The organism is Nitrincola lacisaponensis (assembly GCF_000691225.1).
GTDB lineage: Bacteria > Pseudomonadota > Gammaproteobacteria > Pseudomonadales > Balneatricaceae > Nitrincola > Nitrincola lacisaponensis.
In genome coordinates this window covers 29,554-46,243 of sequence record NZ_JMSZ01000006.1, presented here as the reverse complement: position 1 = coordinate 46,243, position 16,690 = coordinate 29,554, and the positions used below count along the sequence as shown (strand labels likewise).

General features: G+C 52.9%; 14 protein-coding genes. 5 read left to right on the top strand and 9 right to left on the bottom strand.

The annotated features are described in order from the left end of the window. On the bottom strand, nucleotides 1-599 hold a 599-nt coding region (locus ADINL_RS00990), incomplete at its 3' end, for an insulinase family protein (protein WP_036542744.1). A gap of 403 nt (nucleotides 600-1,002) precedes the next feature. On the opposite strand from ADINL_RS00990, the gene ADINL_RS00985 reads away from it, so the two are divergent. Further along, complete coding sequence (locus ADINL_RS00985; RefSeq protein WP_036542741.1) at nucleotides 1,003-1,878, top strand: Tim44 domain-containing protein; 876 nt, start codon at nucleotides 1,003-1,005, stop codon at nucleotides 1,876-1,878. Between the two features lie 212 nt (nucleotides 1,879-2,090). Then, nucleotides 2,091-3,050, top strand: a complete 960-nt coding sequence (locus ADINL_RS00980; protein WP_051632440.1) for a siderophore ABC transporter substrate-binding protein — start codon at nucleotides 2,091-2,093, stop codon at nucleotides 3,048-3,050. 5 nt (nucleotides 3,051-3,055) lie between these two features. Here the strand turns inward: ADINL_RS00980 and yaaA are convergent, their stop codons facing one another. Further along, entirely contained in the window at nucleotides 3,056-3,832 is a 777-nt protein-coding gene (gene yaaA / locus ADINL_RS00975) for a peroxide stress protein YaaA (RefSeq protein WP_036542738.1), read from the bottom strand. Between the two features lie 41 nt (nucleotides 3,833-3,873). Beyond that, on the bottom strand, nucleotides 3,874-4,107 hold the full coding sequence (locus ADINL_RS00970) for a DUF2789 domain-containing protein (protein WP_036542734.1): 234 nt from the start codon (nucleotides 4,105-4,107) through the stop codon (nucleotides 3,874-3,876). 142 nt (nucleotides 4,108-4,249) lie between these two features. On the opposite strand from ADINL_RS00970, the gene trpS reads away from it, so the two are divergent. Both trpS and ADINL_RS00960 read left to right on the top strand, forming a co-directional pair. Continuing rightward, complete coding sequence (trpS, locus tag ADINL_RS00965; protein ID WP_036542731.1) at nucleotides 4,250-5,527, top strand: tryptophan--tRNA ligase; 1,278 nt, start codon at nucleotides 4,250-4,252, stop codon at nucleotides 5,525-5,527. A gap of 4 nt (nucleotides 5,528-5,531) precedes the next feature. Then, the gene (locus ADINL_RS00960) at nucleotides 5,532-5,930 is read left to right on the top strand and encodes a tetratricopeptide repeat protein (RefSeq protein WP_051632439.1); all 399 of its coding nucleotides are present in this window, start codon (nucleotides 5,532-5,534) and stop codon (nucleotides 5,928-5,930) included. Between the two features lie 7 nt (nucleotides 5,931-5,937). On the opposite strand, the gene ADINL_RS00955 is transcribed toward ADINL_RS00960, so the two are convergent. The 4 genes from ADINL_RS00955 to ADINL_RS00940 form a co-directional block, all read right to left on the bottom strand. Next, the gene (locus tag ADINL_RS00955; protein WP_036542728.1) at nucleotides 5,938-7,353 is read right to left on the bottom strand and encodes a DUF4139 domain-containing protein; all 1,416 of its coding nucleotides are present in this window, start codon (nucleotides 7,351-7,353) and stop codon (nucleotides 5,938-5,940) included. Between the two features lie 32 nt (nucleotides 7,354-7,385). Beyond that, a complete protein-coding gene (locus ADINL_RS15780; RefSeq protein WP_051632438.1) occupies nucleotides 7,386-9,428 on the bottom strand; it encodes an SUMF1/EgtB/PvdO family nonheme iron enzyme in 2,043 nt (680 codons plus the stop codon). A gap of 14 nt (nucleotides 9,429-9,442) precedes the next feature. Further along, nucleotides 9,443-10,291 carry a 3-deoxy-8-phosphooctulonate synthase gene (kdsA, locus tag ADINL_RS00945; protein ID WP_036542773.1) on the bottom strand — a complete coding sequence of 283 codons (849 nt, stop codon included), beginning with the start codon at nucleotides 10,289-10,291 and terminating at the stop codon, nucleotides 9,443-9,445. A gap of 104 nt (nucleotides 10,292-10,395) precedes the next feature. Then, complete coding sequence (locus ADINL_RS00940; protein ID WP_036542726.1) at nucleotides 10,396-10,596, bottom strand: DUF2788 domain-containing protein; 201 nt, start codon at nucleotides 10,594-10,596, stop codon at nucleotides 10,396-10,398. 228 nt (nucleotides 10,597-10,824) lie between these two features. Between ADINL_RS00940 and dauA the strand changes: the two genes are divergently transcribed. Next, complete coding sequence (gene dauA / locus ADINL_RS00935) at nucleotides 10,825-12,579, top strand: C4-dicarboxylic acid transporter DauA (protein WP_036542723.1); 1,755 nt, start codon at nucleotides 10,825-10,827, stop codon at nucleotides 12,577-12,579. On the opposite strand, the gene ADINL_RS00930 is transcribed toward dauA, so the two are convergent. Both ADINL_RS00930 and ADINL_RS00925 read right to left on the bottom strand, forming a co-directional pair. Continuing rightward, the gene (locus ADINL_RS00930) at nucleotides 12,533-15,745 is read right to left on the bottom strand and encodes an EAL domain-containing protein (protein WP_036542720.1); all 3,213 of its coding nucleotides are present in this window, start codon (nucleotides 15,743-15,745) and stop codon (nucleotides 12,533-12,535) included. The genes dauA and ADINL_RS00930 overlap by 47 nt on opposite strands. Further along, a complete protein-coding gene (locus ADINL_RS00925) occupies nucleotides 15,745-16,680 on the bottom strand; it encodes a cytochrome-c peroxidase (RefSeq protein ID WP_036542716.1) in 936 nt (311 codons plus the stop codon). Before ADINL_RS00925 ends, ADINL_RS00930 begins: the two co-directional genes overlap by 1 nt. Between the last annotated feature and the right edge of the window lie 10 nt (nucleotides 16,681-16,690).

The window sequence follows — 16,690 nt, the reverse complement described above, 5'->3', positions numbered from 1 at the left end:
AGACTCATCAGGTTGGCAGAGTAGTACTGATGGTAGAAGTCGATCAGGGCATCACGTATCGCCAGGTCTTCCTGATCCGACAGCGAGCGCAGATCCCCCACCGCAAAGCGACTCCAGCCATGGGCCGGATTCATCACTTGCTTGGTGACTTCATGTGCCCGGCGTCGATCATCACGACGTCGTGCCTGAAACTCGGACTCCACGGCATGACGCTCACGTTCGACATACTCAGGCGAAAAGAGCGGGTCGATGAAAAAGCGTGAAAAACGATCCAATGCCCCGGGGAGTGCCTGGGGGCGGATATCAAAGAAGTAGTTGGTGTTCTCATAGGCGGTAAATGCATTGTGAGAGCCGCCATTGGCACTGATGAAAGACTGATAGCTATCGGCTTCGGGATATTTCCCGGTACCGAGGAACAGCATGTGTTCAAGGAAATGTGCCAGACCGGGAATGGCTTCAGGATTAGCCCCTGAGCCGACGGCGACATCCATGGATGCGGCGGCTTTTTCGGCTTCCGGATCGGAAATGAGCAACACTTTCAGCTGGTTGGGCAGGACGAAGGCGTCGAATTCGCGGTTGTCAAAGGGGCTTTTCAGCACCTCGGCAGAGACCCCGGCGGGTATCCAAAGTGTCAAAAGAACAATGATAATGTACGGAATGGATCTGAATCCGCTCACCCTTGGCATAGATTACCTGTATAAATTCTGAAAGCCTGAATGGATATCCGATAGGACCGGAGCTGCAGATCAGAGTTCCCTGAGGAAAGCTTCCTGTGTCAGAGTGGCTGAATGAAACAGCACCAGTTTGGGCGACATAGTATACCTGTCATGGTTGAAAAAAGCGGCAGTTTTGAACAGAAGGTCATCCGGAAGAACGATTGTCGACAATCTGTTTGGCTGGATTGCATTAGAGGGCTATCAATTAGTCTAAAATCCGCTTATATTTGACCGCGATCATATTATTAGAATCCATACGTGCAAGTGCGTAAGAAGTGAGGTGCTGATGAGACGTTTTACACTGCCTGTTATAACTCTTCTGATCGGATTGTTTTTGCTGCCCCTGGAAGCAGAAGCGCGTCGTTTTGGTGGCGGTATGAGTGGAGGGCAGTCCTATGCGACGCCTCAACGTCAGGCTCCTGCACCTGCTCAGCAGCGGCAACAACAGCGTCAGGATGGTGCTCAGGCAAATCAGGCCGCACGGCCCGGGATGGGCGGGCTGATGGGTGGCCTGCTGGCTGGTGGCCTATTGGCTGCGCTGTTTATGGGCGGTGCATTTGAAGGCATCCAGCTGATGGATATTCTGCTATTTGCCTTGTTCGGGTTTCTGATTTTCAAGTTAATCAAAGGGTTTCGCAGTCAGCCTGCAAACGCTCGCGCGGCCTATGCTGGTTCAGGGGAATCAGGTGCCTTTAAAACCCAGCATGCTGATCTGTCGCGCAGTGGTTTCATGCCTCAACCACCTGTATCAGGTTTGGCATCAGGCTATATGGCTCAACCTCTGTCATTCCCTGAGTGGTTTGATAAAGATGCTTTTCTGGCAGCGGCGGGTGAGCACTTCACCCATCTGCAGCATGTCTGGGACCGGCAGGACTGGGATGAAATTGCCACCTATACCTCAGCCGAAATGCTGGAGCTGCTTAAGCAGCAGCGTGCCGGACTGGCACATGAACAGCATACTGAAGTCGTATCGGTAATGGCCGAAGTGGTAAATTTTATCGATAACCAGAGTCATGTAATTGCCAGTATTAACTTTTATGGCTGGTTGCGGGAAGACGAAACCGGTGAAACAACCGAATTCAGTGAAATCTGGCATCTGCGTCGCGATATGGGCGAGCAGCCCGGTAACTGGATCATTGTCGGTATTGAGCAGTCTGCCTGATTGCTCTTGTGAGCTGGTCAGGTATAACCTGATCAGCTCTGCTGCCTGATTTTCTCTCTATTTTCATATCATTTCTTACTTTTTCCTCGCGTGTCTATATATTTTTCATTACCGGGCTCTATTAAATCTTGGTTGTAGCAATAATCATTATTCTTTAGCATATTGATACTTTTAATTAATTCGGGTCATCAGTGTACTGAGGGTGAAGGTGTATGAAAAAATCATGGAGTAAACGTGCTGCCCAGCTGTTAACCGGGTCCTTATTGTTGGGTGTCTGGTCATTTGCTCAGGCGTTCCCGGTGATCCTGGAACATGCACAGGGCGAAACAACGCTGAACAGTCAGCCTGCCAGAGTAGCCGTGTTCGATTTGGCAGCGCTGGATTTTTTAATGGCGCTGGAGATTGAGGTTGCTGGCGTAGCTGGTGCTTCCTGGCCTGACTATCTGGAACACTACAGCGATACCGGGTTGGTATCTGTGGGTACATTATTTGAGCCGGATTTCGATGCATTGGCAGAGCTGGAACCTGACCTGATTATTATTGGTCGCCGGACGCAGCCTGCGTATGAGGCACTGAGTGATATCGCACCGACCCTTGATCTGACACTGGAGAATGGTGATTTTGTTACCGGTTTCCGGCGAAATCTGGCGCTGCTGGGGGAGGCTTTTGCCGTGCAGAGTAAAGCCGAGGCTCTGGATGCTGCATTCGTTGATGCCCTGGCGCAGCTGCAGAGTCAGGCTGATGGGTCAGCCCTGACGCTGTTTACCGTGAACAACAATATCATTATCAACGCCCAAAGTGATCGCTATGGTATGTTGCATGAGTTAACCGGCCTGCCTTCTGTTGCACCTCCGGCTGAGTCTGAAGTGGCTGTACGTCCGGAGCCCGGATCACCTGAAGCCCTGGCTTTGGCTGAGCAGCGTGAAGCGCGTTTGCAGGTGGCGCTGGCCGCAGAGCCTGAATGGTTGTTTATCCTGGATCGTGGAGCTGCGACAGGTGGTGAGGGACAGGCTGAGCAGACGCTGGCAGAGCATCCGGCGGTGGCCGCTTCTGCAGCTTGGCAGGCGGGGCGTGTCTTTTATCTTGACCCGCCCACCTGGTACGTGGCTACAGGCGGGTATCTCGGTACAATGGATACCCTGGAACAGCTGCAGTTACGCTTTGCGCCCTGAGCGCATTACTCGGCACTGTCTCGCAAGAACACCGGGGCCTCAGGTTTTGAGTGCTCCGGACTGTAGTAATAGCCTTCCAGATCAAACTTCAGTAAGTCGTCCAGAGTCTCTATCCGGTTTTGGATCAGATAGCGGCTCATCAACCCTCGTGCTTTCTTGGCATAGAAGCTGATGATTTTGTACTGACCATTCTTAAAGTCTTTGAATACCGGCGAAATGAGTGTGCCTTGCAGTTTTTTGGGGTTGATCGCGCCGAAGTACTCGTTGGACGCCAGGTTGATCGTCAGCGGGTTATGCTGTTGAGCCGGGTCCTGATTCAGACGCTCGGTCAGGCTGTCTCCCCAGAACTGATACAGTGTATTACCCGCCGGAGTGTTCAGCTTGGTGCCCATTTCCAGACGGTAAGGCTGCATCAGGTCGAGTGGCTTTAGCACACCGTAGAGGCCGGACAGAATGCGCAGGTGCTGCTGTGCATAACTGAAGTCAGCTGCGGAAAAGCTGTCAGCATCCAGCCCGGTGTAGACATCGCCTCTGAAAGCCAGCAAGGCTTGCCGGGCATTATCTGATGTATGCTCCGGTGTCCAACTGGCGTAGCGAGCAACATTGAGGCTGGCCAGCTTGTCACTCAACTTCATCAGTTCGGCGATATCCTGAACGGCAAACTCACGAAGTTTCTCAATCAGGCGGGCTGCGTCCTTAGTGAACTCCGGCATGGAGTGCTCGGAGGTCACCGGTGTGGAATCAAAATCCAGGGTTTTGGCTGGAGAGATCAGTATCAACATAGTGGCTGTGAGTGTCCTGTATCCATGAGCTGGTACCCAGATCAGCCCCGCAAACGCGTATTGAGTTCATCTACCACTTCTGACCAGTCCGAATCGCTGCGAATGGCCTCTCTGAGAAACTCTGACTGAGCATCTGTCCAGAAGGTTGCATCTTCCAGCTTCACCTTGTCAGAGAAAAGCTTGTGGGTGTTGATGAATTGATCAATCTGCGCATCTGCTGATGCGAGTCCAAGCTGTTCAAATAAGGTGTTCATTGTATGCCGAGACGTGTCCATATTCACCTCCAATCGCCGTTAGGCGTTCTATTTGTGTGTAAGTCTTGGTCACGGGTATGACTTTGTCAAAGCACGGGTTAACCCCTTCAATCCTTTGGTGTATGCTAGATGCCCCTTATGGATCAAGTGTTACAGGTCAGCAATGAGCAAAAAAACCATACTTACTGGTATTACCACTACAGGTATTCCGCATATCGGCAATTATCTGGGAGCCATCAAACCGGCGATCGATGCCAGTGAAAATCCGGCATACAACAGTTATTTCTTTCTGGCAGACTACCATGCCCTGATCAAATGTCATGATCCGGAGCGAGTGGCCGAGTCTACCCGTGCGATTGCTGCGACCTGGCTGGCGCTGGGCCTGGATACCGACAAGGCTACGTTCTATCGTCAAACAGATATTCCGGAAATTCCTGAGCTGGCCTGGATCTTGACCTGTCAGACCTCTAAAGGTTTGATGAATCGTGCACATGCCTATAAAGCGGCAGTCGATGCCAACCGCGAAGCGGGCCGTGAAGATCTGGATGACGGCGTGACCATGGGGCTGTTCAGTTATCCGATTCTGATGGCAGCGGATATTCTGATGTTCAATGCCGATATTATCCCCGTTGGCAAGGATCAGGTGCAGCATATCGAGATGGCACGTGACATTGCCGGACGCTTCAATCACCAGTTTGAATCACTGCTGACCTTGCCTGAAGCTCAGGTCAATGAAGAGACGCAGCTGATTCCTGGATTGGATGGCCGCAAGATGTCCAAAAGCTATGACAATACCATTCCGCTATTTGTGGAGTCTGATGAGCTCTACCGTCTGATCAAACTGATCAAAACAGATTCACGTGGATCGGGTGAGCCGAAAGATCCTGACGACAGCACCTTGTTTCAGCTGTATCGCTGCTTTGCCAGCCCTACTGAAACTGAACAAATGCGCAAGGCTTTCCTGGAAGGGATTTCCTGGGGGGATGCCAAGAAACAGTTATTTGAGTATCTGGATGCAACCCTCACTGGCCCACGTCAGCAGTATAAAGCACTGATGAATGATCTGGGTTATGTTGAGCAGATTCTGCATAAGGGGGCAGAAAAAGCGCGAACAGAAGCCGCTCGCCGCTTGAGCGCAATTCGCATTGCTGCCGGCATTCGCCCTCTGACCTATGTGGCACCCAGGGCGCAGGCTGAAGCCGAGAAAAAGGAAAAATCTGCAGAGGAGCTGGAGCGCATCGAGGCAGGACGTCAGCGTGCTATTTTGTTGCAGCTGAAGCCCTTGCTGGATCAGGTGGCTAATGCTGACGACAAGCCGCAGGCAGCCAAAAAGCTGGTGGCTGAAAAGCAGGCAGAAGTGGAACAGCTGAAGAAAAAAGCACGCCAGAAAGCGCAAAATGAACTGGACCTGCTGACGCAGGAACTGGCTGAGTGGTTATAACACCATGCGTACGCTCGGGCGACTGTTGGCACCTCTGATTTTCTGGATCGCCTATGGGTTGTTTCGGTCGCCCTTTGCCCGAAGTCACAAGGCACGTCATGATTTTGTCATGAAACTGTTCCGTTATGCTGCAGATCATCGTAGCCGCCGAGCCTTGTCTGTCTACGGACACCTGCTGCACTTTCGCGGTGATGGCATGCAGAACCGTATTCAGGGGGCTCTGTATTTGCAACAGGCAGCTGATCTGGGTGATATGAAAGCTCAATATCAGATGGGTAAGCTGTTTGAACAGGGCTACGAAGGTTTTTTTCAGCAGGATTTACTGAAGGCGAGGCACTATTATTCTCTGGCAGCGCGTCAGGGCCATCCGTTGGCTCTGACGCGTCTTGAGGAAGGTGTGTAGCAACAGCCTAGCGGTTGATGCGTTTTTTCAACTCAACGGTAAAGCGCAGGGTTTCGCTGCCACCTGCGGGTAGATGCATTTTGGCAGTCAACTGACCTGCGCCATCTTCCTGCATGGTGTGGGTGGCATCACGTAGGGTCCACTCCTGCTGAAAGCTAGCACTCAGATCAACTTCACGCCCTTCATTCCCAGCGTTGGTTACCGTAATTTCCTGTTGTACCGTGACACTGTCAAATCCATCTGTGAACAGGACTTGACGACGGGTGATGTTCAGGTCAAATGCACGTCCCAAAACCAGTTCAGCTGTTTCGCCTGAAGCCAGATTACCCAGATTGGCTGCACCAATAAACTGCATTTCACCCTGACGGTCTGGACGGAATACCCGTGCCTGTCCGGCGGGCAGGGGCGCTTTTTGGTCTTCCAGTGCAGGGGCTTCAAAGCTCAAACGGATCTCGGGTTGTGCCTGGTGGCGCTGCTGATCAAGTGCGGGCCAAACCGGGAATGCATAGTGATAGCTGAGTGTAACCGGCAGCGCATCAGCCTGAATCAAAGGCAACTGTTTGGTTTCATCATGACGCAAGGACACCGGGTAGGGAAGGCGATAGAGATAGAAATCCTGAACTGTTTCAGGGGTGTGGTTGGAGGCGCTGCCCAGCATGTCACTCATGGCCATGGCGCGCATCATTTCCGGTTGACGTGCAGCCGGAGCCTGAATATCACCAGCCATCAGACGCATTTCCGCATCCAGATAATCATTACCACTGTGATTGTATACAGAAGCCAGTCCTTCCACCGACAGGGTGTTACTTTTCGGGTTCAGCGTCAGTACGTAATCCATCTGCCATCCCATGCCGCGTGTCAGGTAGTTCAGCTGTGCGGTACTTTCAGCTTCGGTTCCAGCGCTGATAAAGTGCAGGCCTCGGCGTCCCTGCAGATTGGCTGGCAGTTCCGACGGGAAGATGAAACGCCATTCCTGGGATTGCATCGGGATGGATTCAATGCGTCCATCGCGTCGAACCAGTGCCTGATGATGCTCAACGCTCAGCAGTTCCACTGTGCTGAGTGTTTCCTGTCCGGTCGCCGGGTTCAAGCGTGCCAGTTGCAGAAACCGGCCCAGATGCGCATCGAGCATGGCCTGGTAGCTGAGTGGCGGTTGCAGCAGGCTTTGTTCCAGAATCTGCCCTGCACCCTGAATACGCAGCGTTTCAGGCAGCATCTGTGGGCTGATTTTTTCCACATGCACCTGCTGTCCGGGGGACAAGGCGGGTAAGCGACGATGATCCTGAACCATGGCCAGGTCCTGTGGATAGAGCGTCAGACCCAGGTGAGTCTGATCACTGGCCGGAATGACGGCGGCATGTAACTGAACGCTCATCAGACCAACGCTGAGTGCCAGCGTGGTCAATTTGAAAAAGTGGCGCATCACAAGGCTCCTGTGAGTGTTAGGTATCCATATCAGTGGCCATCTGGCAGATCAACTGCAACACGAAAGCCCCAGGTGTTACGGCGAGAATCGATTGTGTGACGGTAGCGACTGGATGAACGTATGACGCGGGGTATATCAAACCAGGAACCACCACGCATGACTCTCAGTTGACAGTCACCCGACAGAACGGCTGAGCCATCTTCCGGTGCCTGACCATAGTGATCACTGTAGCAGTCCTGCACCCATTCATCGACATTGCCGTGCATATCCATAAATCCCCAGGGGTTGGCAGGCAGTTGTCCGACAGGGGCTGTTTGCTGTCCATCCCATTGTGTACCGCACCCATCACAGACCGCCATGGCAGGGATAAGTTCATTGCCCCACCACCAGGCTGAAATGGTTCCTGCACGTGCGGTGTACTCCCATTCTGCTTCGGTAGGCAAGCGATAGGGTTCTCCTGTGACATCAGCCAGCCAGCGTGTATAGTCGCGGGCATCTTCCCAACTGACATTGATTACCGGGCGTTGTCCTCGACCCCAGCCTGCATCATCAGGCAAGGGGCGGCCGGTAGCGGTGGCAAACTGATCATATTCTGCAAAAGTGACTTCATGAACACCGAGCGCAAAGGCATAGTCAAAGGTGATGGTGCGTACCGGGCGTTCATTATCATCACCCATACGATTGAGGTCGCCCATCAAAAACTCACCGGGGGGCAGTGCCTGCATCAAGGGTGCAAAGCCTGAATCGCCAAAGTGATCTCTGAATCGCATCAGACTGTTGCCACCCTCAAGCGTTTCGCGCTCGGTGTGCTGTGCAGCTGTTATGGCCGGTTGTTCATCCGTAGAGGGGGATTCTGGAGACTCCTCAGTGGTATGTTCACTGAAAGGGTCGACCAGCACGTCTTCAGCCGGGTCAGTGTGAGTCAATGTCTGACTCGTCACAGGACTGTTCAGGGCTTCAATTTCGGCCAGCAGGCGTAGCCGTTCTGTTTCATAGGCCGAGATATCCGGACGCAAGGGAATGCTGAGCAACAAACCTGTCAGTAAACCGAAAAAAAACACTCCAGGCAGTATCAGCCGACGAAACGGAATACGGTGCAGCCAGTGTAATTTAGGTGATGCCAGCCAGGGTGCCAGGCGTTGCTGGAATGCAGCAATTGACCTGCCAAGAGGGCTCTGGCTGATAGAGCTCAGCTGGACCTCTGATGGGGTGGCCAGTTCGTTTTCAGCTTCTGCCGCCTGTTCCAGATAGAGTTGTTTGAGTAATTCCAGTACGCTGGAGGGACGTGCTTGCTGATCCGGGCTGAGTGCCTGTTGCAAGTGTTGCCATTGGCGAGCATCCAGCCCTGCCGGCGCTTTCAGTTCGCGCTGATAGCGTGCTTTTTCATCATCCTGGGGACTGAACGCCGGTTTTCCGGCATAAAGGTGATAGATGATGGCAGCAAATGCATAGACATCGGAGCGGATGCTGGTTGGCTGCGGGTCAAACCCTTCCGGGGCTTGGTACTGAGGGTATCCAGGTGGGTCCTGCATTAAATCCAGATAGTCTTCGACCAGGTGACGCCAGCCGATCATCATGACTCTGACGCCGCGTCCGGTGCTGATAAAAATCAGTTCGGGGGACAGACTGGCATGATCTTTTCGGGTTTCCCGGTGAAAGGCATCAATGGCTTTACCTGACTGGATCAGCAATCCCTGTTTCTGCTCCGGTTTCAGCTTGCTGGTCTGACCCTGTTGCAGCATATCTGCCAGGGTCAGGCCATCCAGTGGTTCAAATGCAAGGAAGGCACTACCTTTGAAGGAAAACAGGCCGTAGCAATCCAGGGCATGGGGATGTTTGCATTTACGGCTGAGAATGACCCATTTGCGTAACCGTTCGACAAATTCCGGCTGACGGCAGAGTACTTCGGGTAAAAACAGCAGTGTGACTTCAGGGCGCCCGGAGGACGCCAGGTCTTCTGCTTTCCATAGCATGCCGTAAGGGTGTGATCTCAGCTCTGACTGCAAGCGGAAGCGATGTCGCTCCGGTCCGACCACAGCACCCACCTGAAGTGTTGTACGGATATCGTCCATGTGCAGCGTCCGTTTTAGCTGCCTGTATCCAGCTCAGGCAGGGATTTGATTAAGTCATCTACCGCTTTCATCTGTTGCAGATAGGCTTCCAGCTTGCTTAGAGGCAGAGCGCAGGGTCCGTCACATTTTGCCTGGTTGGGATCGGGATGGGCTTCCAGAAACAACCCGGCTATGCCCTGGGATAATCCGGCTCTGGCAAGCTGTGCGGCCATGGCACGTCGGCCATCGGCAGAGTCAGCGCGTCCACCGGGCATCTGCAGGGCATGCGTTGCATCAAAAATGACCGGGTAACCAAAGGCTTTCATGATGGTAAAGCCGAGCATGTCGACTACCAGATTGTTATACCCAAAGCTGGTACCGCGCTCACAGAGCATCAACTGATGATTACCGGCTTCTTCACATTTGTGCAGTATGTGCTGCATCTCCTGGGGGGCCAGAAATTGTGCTTTCTTGATGTTGATGACTGCACCGGTCTGCGCCATCGCCTGAACCAGATCTGTCTGACGCGACAGAAAAGCCGGCAACTGGATAATATCGCAGACTTCTGCCGCAGGTGCCGCCTGATGTGGTTCATGTACATCAGTAATGACCGGTACATTAAACGTCTGCTTGATCTCCTGCAGAATTTTCAGGCCGGCTTCCAGGCCCGGGCCACGGTAAGAGTGCAGGGACGAGCGATTGGCTTTGTCGAACGAGGCTTTGAATACATAGGGAATGCCCAGGCGACCCGTGACATCAACATAGTGCTCGGCAATACGCATGGCCAGATCACGGGACTCCAGTACATTCATGCCCCCCAGCAGTACCATGGGGTTATCGTTGCTGATGGACAGCGCACCGACCTGAATCGTTTTTTGTTCCATATCAAGATCCTGTGAACGAAAGAATGGATACATTATAGGAAGCTATGAGCGACAAGTCTTCCTGTGATGACGAATATAATCGGCTGAAAACTGTCTGTTGTTGATCAAATATCCAGCAGGTAAACGATCAGATTTTTCAGGAGAAAAACGGCCAGGCCCATACCCAGAGCAAAGAACAGAATGAACGTACCAAACTTGCCCGCTTTGGATTTTTTGGCCAGGTCATAGATGATGAAGAAAATAAACGCAGCGAAGCCTGCCAGGCCCACATTCAGCATAATCATTTCAATTTCGGCTAGACGCATGCAAGCACCTCGGATAGATCCAGTCGTGAAGGGTGTAAAGTGTAAGGATTTGTTGGTCATTTGGAAACCGCTCAGCGTGTTGAGTTCCCCAAAGTGAACGAAAAAGCTCATCTCTCACACCAAGGTTTAATTGGTTGACCATTGTACAGATGTCGACTCGGCGTTATAGTCATTTCTTATAATTAAAGCGAACAATAAATAATATTTGGTTATAGATAAGGTAGGCTCATGAGCTCATCACGTGCGCGCCTGCATTCGCTGGGTGTTGCCAGTGCGTTGCGGGAAACCTTTCGCGAAGGCTATAGTCGTCGGGATTTTGCTGGCGATCTGACAGCCGGTGTCACGGTTGGGATTATTGCCATTCCACTGGCCATGGCGCTGGCGATAGCCAGTGGTGTCAAGCCGGAGTATGGCTTGTATACCGCCATTATTGCCGGTTTCCTGATCGCGTTGACGGGTGGTTCTCGTTATAGCATTTCCGGACCAACCGCTGCCTTCGTGGTAATCCTCTATCCGGTGACTCAATCCTTTGGCCTCGGTGGGTTGTTGGTGGCAACGCTGATGTCAGGAGTGATTCTGGTGGCGCTGGCCCTTGCCCGGCTGGGGCGTCTGATTGAATATATTCCGGAGTCGGTCACGCTGGGCTTTACCTCCGGCATTGCTATCGTGATTGCAGTGCTGCAGTTGCGCGATTTCTTTGGTTTGCAGCTGGCATCTATCCCGGAAAGCTTTATTGAGCGTTTGTGGATGCTGATAGCCGCCTTGCCACAGCTGAATTGGGCAAATACGGCAGTGGCATTGCTGACACTCCTGGTACTGATTTTCTGGCCACGATTAAAATTGCCAGTACCCGGGCATTTGCCCGCTTTGCTTGGTGGTACCTTTCTGGCCTGGCTGCTGATTCAGATGGGGCTGGATGTGGATACGATTGGCAGTCGTTTCAGCTATGAACTGCCGGATGGTACTCAAGGAAAGGGCATTCCGCCTTTCTTGCCCAGTTTTGAATGGCCCTGGCGTCAGCCCGGGCCGGATGGTATGCCTCTGGAATGGTCCTGGGCAATGATGCGTGAGTTGTTGCCGGCTGCATTTTCAATTGCGATGCTTGGGGCTATCGAGTCACTGCTTTGCGCTGTAGTTCTGGATGGCATGAGTGGTCGGCGTCACCATGCCAATGGTGAATTGCTGGGGCAGGGGATTGGCAATCTGGCGGCGCCATTTTTTGGCGGCATTACAGCGACCGCAGCGATAGCACGCTCAGCCACCAATTACAAAGCAGGTGCTCGTTCGCCTCTGTCATCAATGATTCATGCTCTGGTGGTCTTGGCCGGGTTGCTGGTACTGGCGCCCTGGTTGTCCTGGCTGCCTATGGCCAGTATGGCAGCCTTGTTGGTCATGGTGGCCTGGAATATGAGTGAAGCTCATAAGGTGGTTGCGTTGCTGAAGCGCGCTCCCGTCGGTGACATACTGGTACTCCTGACCTGCATGTCGTTAACTGTGCTGTTCGATATGGTGTTGGCGATTTCAGTCGGTATCGTCATGGCCTCTTTGTTGTTTATGCGTGATCTGGCGGGCATGACGCGTTTTCAGGATGTTTCTGCGCAGCGTAAACATGTACCGCAAGGTTTACCCGAAGGCTGGGTGGTTCTGAAGCTCTCCGGCCCACTGTTTTTTGCGGCGGCTGAGCGGGTATTTGATGAGTTGGCCGAGCAGGTCGCAGGGCGTCGTGGTGTAGTGTTGTATATGGACGGTGTGCCGCTGCTCGATGCTGGAGGGATCAACGGGTTTGATCGTTTCAGTCGTTTCTGTGCTGAACAGCAGTTGCAACTGGTGGTGGCCGATTTGCAGTTCCAGCCGCTACGGGCAATGGCCCGCGCCGGTATTCAGCCAACCGATTGCCTGAGCTTTACTGCTACCCTGGAAGAAGCACTCAACAGCCTTAACGCAAAGTCAGGCGTTCAGGCTGATATGCCTGTATCCAGTTGACCAGTTGATCTGCGGGTAAAGGCCTGCTGAAATGGTAGCCTTGCAGGTATTCACATCCCAGCCGGAACAGTGCGCTGCGCTGTTCCGCTGTTTCCACGCCTTCAGCAATCAATCGCAGTTTCAGACTGCGTGCCATGGAAATGATTGCTTCAACCAGCAGGGCGTCTTCATTATCCAGCGTCAGCTCCCGAATGAACTCGCGGTCGATTTTCAAAGTGTCGATCGGGAAGCGCTTCAGATAGCTGAGTGACGAGTAGCCGGTTCCAAAGTCGTCAATTGCCAGATGTATGCCCAGATCGCAAAAGGATTGTAGCCAGGCGATTGTCTCGTCGCTGTTATCCAGCAGCATACCTTCCGTAATCTCCAGTACCAACTGGCCTGCGGCCAGTTCTGTACGTTCCAGAATGCTGCTGAGCAACTCGGCATCCAGTCCGAGATCACGTTGGCGGCCGGAGATGTTGACTGACAGGTAGAATTTCAGACCTTGCTGGTGCCACTGACTGACCTGACGACAGGCAGTTTCCAGTATCCACTGTCCAATAGGGCCAATTAATCCTGTGTCTTCAGCCAGGGGGATAAACTGATCGGGGGGAATCATGCCCTGGGTAGGGTGATGCCAGCGTAACAATGCCTCGACACCTGTGACCCGGCCGGATTGTGCACGTACCAACGGCTGATAGTAAATTTCCAGCTGATTCTGTTCCAAGGCCAGCCGCAGATCCTGTTCCATCTCCATCAGATTGTTGGCATGTTCCTGCAGACTGTTGGTGAAAAACTGAAAGCGGTTGCGTCCGGTCTGTTTGGCCCGGTACATGGCCAGGTCGGCATTGCGCAACAGGGTATCCGGGTCATCTGACTCGCCGGGGAACATCGCCAGGCCGATGCTGGCACCGATGACAATTTCGCGCCCCGCCAGCGTAAAGGGATCAGACAAACGCCGGATGATTTTTTCTGCCACCAATGCGGCATCCCGGTCAGAATGGATGTTATGCAGCAGAATCACAAACTCGTCACCGCCGAAGCGTGCGACCGTATCACTTTCACGGACACAGTTGCCGAGGCGTCGGGCGACCTGAACCAGTAATTCATCACCGTATTCATGCCCCAGGGTATCATTGACATACTTGAAGCGGTCCAGGTCGATAAACAGGACCGAAAGGGTCTGCTGGTCCCGCTCAGCGGTATGGATAGCCACTGCCAGTCGGTCCAGCAGCAAGCTGCGGTTAGGTAATTGGGTCAGTGCGTCGTAATAGGCCTGATGGCGGATATGCGCTTCAGCCTCCTTGCGACTGGTGATGTCGGAGAAGACTGAGACAAACTCGGTAATCTGACCCTCTTCATCATGCAGTGCTGAAATGGAGAGCCACTCCGGATAGACACTGCCATCCTTGCGCCGGTTCCAGATCTCACCGGACCAGTTTCCTTGTCTGATCAGGCTATCCCACATCTGCTCATAAAAAATCCGGTCATGGCGTCCGGAACTGAGCAGGCTTGGGTTGTGTCCCTGGACTTCATGAGCAGCATAGCCGGTAATACGTTCAAAGGCCGCATTGACGACTTTGATGCGTCCTTGCTGGTCTGCAATCATGATGGCTTCGTTGCTGGTTTCGAAGACTGCAGCGACCATGCGAAGCTGTTCTTCTGCACGGAGTCGTTCAGTAATATCTTCTTTCACCGCAATAAAGTGGCTGATCACTCCACTGTCATCACGTAAGGGTGAAATGGAGGTGGAATCCCAGAAGAGTGAACCATCTTTCTTACGGTTCAGCAGCTGTCCGGACCAGGTTTGTCCGTCACGCAGTTGCTGCCACATCTCAGCGAACAGGCCTGCTGGCATCTCACCAGACTTGAGAATGCTGTTATTTTGTCCAAGTAGCTCTTTTGAATCATAGCCTGTCATTTCTGACAGCTTCGGATTGATATACTCAATGATGCCCTGGGTGTCGGTAATCATCACTGCACTGGGGCTTTGTTCCAGTGCTCGGCCTAATTGACGCAAGCGCAGGTGTGTCTGTTGAGTTTCGGTGATATTGGTTCGGACACTGGCAATACCGCCCTCTGCTGTCGGGTTGTTGCTGGCCTGATACCAGCGGCCATCCGGGGTGTGTTCCAGATAGTTTTGTGTTGTATCAAGCGGCGTCTGAATACTGACGGAGGTGGTGATGCCTGCAGCCTCGTTCAGTGCTTGTTGGTGACTCCAGTCCAGCGTTTCTGCGTCTTTGAGCCAGGGATAAAATTCAAGCCAGCGTTTGTTATAGAGTACCAGCTGCCCATGACGATCAAACAGGGCAAAGGCTTCAGAAAGACTGTTGACGGCATCCTGCAGTCGGGTTCGGGCCTGTTCAGAACGATGATTCAGCTGATGCAGTCGCTGGAACATACCGCCCAGCAATAGCATCAGAAGACTGCTCAATAGCAGTAACGTCAGGGTGAAGGCTTCAGCATGGCGCGAACGTTTGTGATAGTGACGCTGGTAGCTGGTTTCCAGTGATCGTAACAGACTGCGGGTATCAATTTGATTGAAACCATCACGGTAGCGGTGCAGGCTATCCAGGTGACGCAGGTTGCTGCTGGCCTGATGGGCAAAGGCCAGCAGGGCCGGATGTTCATCTTCCAGTGTGTTTTGAAACTCTGCAACAGTTTCGTAAAGCTGTTCCAGAGCACGTTGATCCGGAAACAGGTGGTAACGAAAAAGCTGACTCATGACCCGGGCGCTGTCATCTCGCTGCGGGTGTTCCTCCTGGCGCAGTTCCTGGACCAGCTGCGGCATATACAGCAGCGCATTGCGGATCAGCGCGGCATAGTGCTTGATCTCCTCCGTGAATGTTGCTTTGTCCTGTTGCGCCTGTTGATATTGGCGCAGAAGTGCCAGTGATTCTGAATCCAGCCCCTGGTGAAAGCGACTTTGATCATCCAGCAGATTTTCCAATAGTCTATCCAGCGCCCGGCGGTATTGAACCTGAGTGTCATACTGGTTTTGAACGCCGGTTGAGATCAGTAAGGTCTGCTCATCCAGTTGTGCATCCAGCTCTCTCAGCTGCAGGAAACTGTCGAGGCGTTGTGTGTGTTCGAGGGTGCTGATAGAGCGTGTCTGAAAAAACAATGCAATCAGCAAGACGACGGTCAGCGCCAGCAGAATAGAGAAGGGGCGTGCCAGGGATTGCATTATTGCTGCTCCTGGTGTGTCAGTCGTGGATGCTGACCGGTCAGGGAGCGAATAAATGCGGCAATCTCACGGGTATGTTCTGTCGGCATCTCACGCCCTAATTGAAAACGGGCCATTATCTCGATCGCTTCTTCCAGTGAGCTGGCACTGGAATCATGAAAGAAAAAGCTGTTCAGCGCAGCTGTGCGTAATCCGGGCACTTTGAATACATAGCGGTGGTGTGCCTGGCCAGTGACGTTAAAGCGTCCCAGATCAGCCTCAGTAATGGCATCGCCTTTCAAGATAAAATAGTTTTCCAGTGAGCCCATGCGAGCGAACATATTACCGCCAACATTGGCTCCCTGATGGCAGCTGATACAACCATAATTGCGAAATTGCTGATAGCCTCGCTGTTGTTCAGCAGTCAGGGCATCACTGTCACCCGCCAGCCAGCGATCAAAGGGTGAGTCTGTCAATACCAGGGTACGCTGGAAGGCCGCCAGGGCTTGGCGAATATTGTCTGCAGTAATGCCATCGCGAAAATGGGCATTAAATTTTTGGGTGATGAGTGGATCTTGAGACAGTTTCAGGATAACACTCTCCCAGTTCGTTGCCATTTCAACCGGATTATGAATGGGGCCATCCACCTGGCTTTCCAGGTCGGCGGCACTGCCGTCCCAGAATTGTGCGTGGTTCAATACACTGTTATAGACGCTGGGAGCACGTATATGTCCCAATGCACCCCCGACACCCACCGAGAAGGGCCTGCGATCGGCTCCATTAAGGGACAGGTCATGGCAGCTGGCGCAGCTAATGGTGTTATCAGCAGACAGGCGAGTGTCATGAAACAGCTGATCTCCCAGGCGAACCAGTGTTTGAGGTTGAGGTTCAGCTGCAGGTACCGGGAGAATTGCCTGGTTGGCCCAGACAACAGAGCAGCACAACCAGGATAGCAATAGAGTAGCT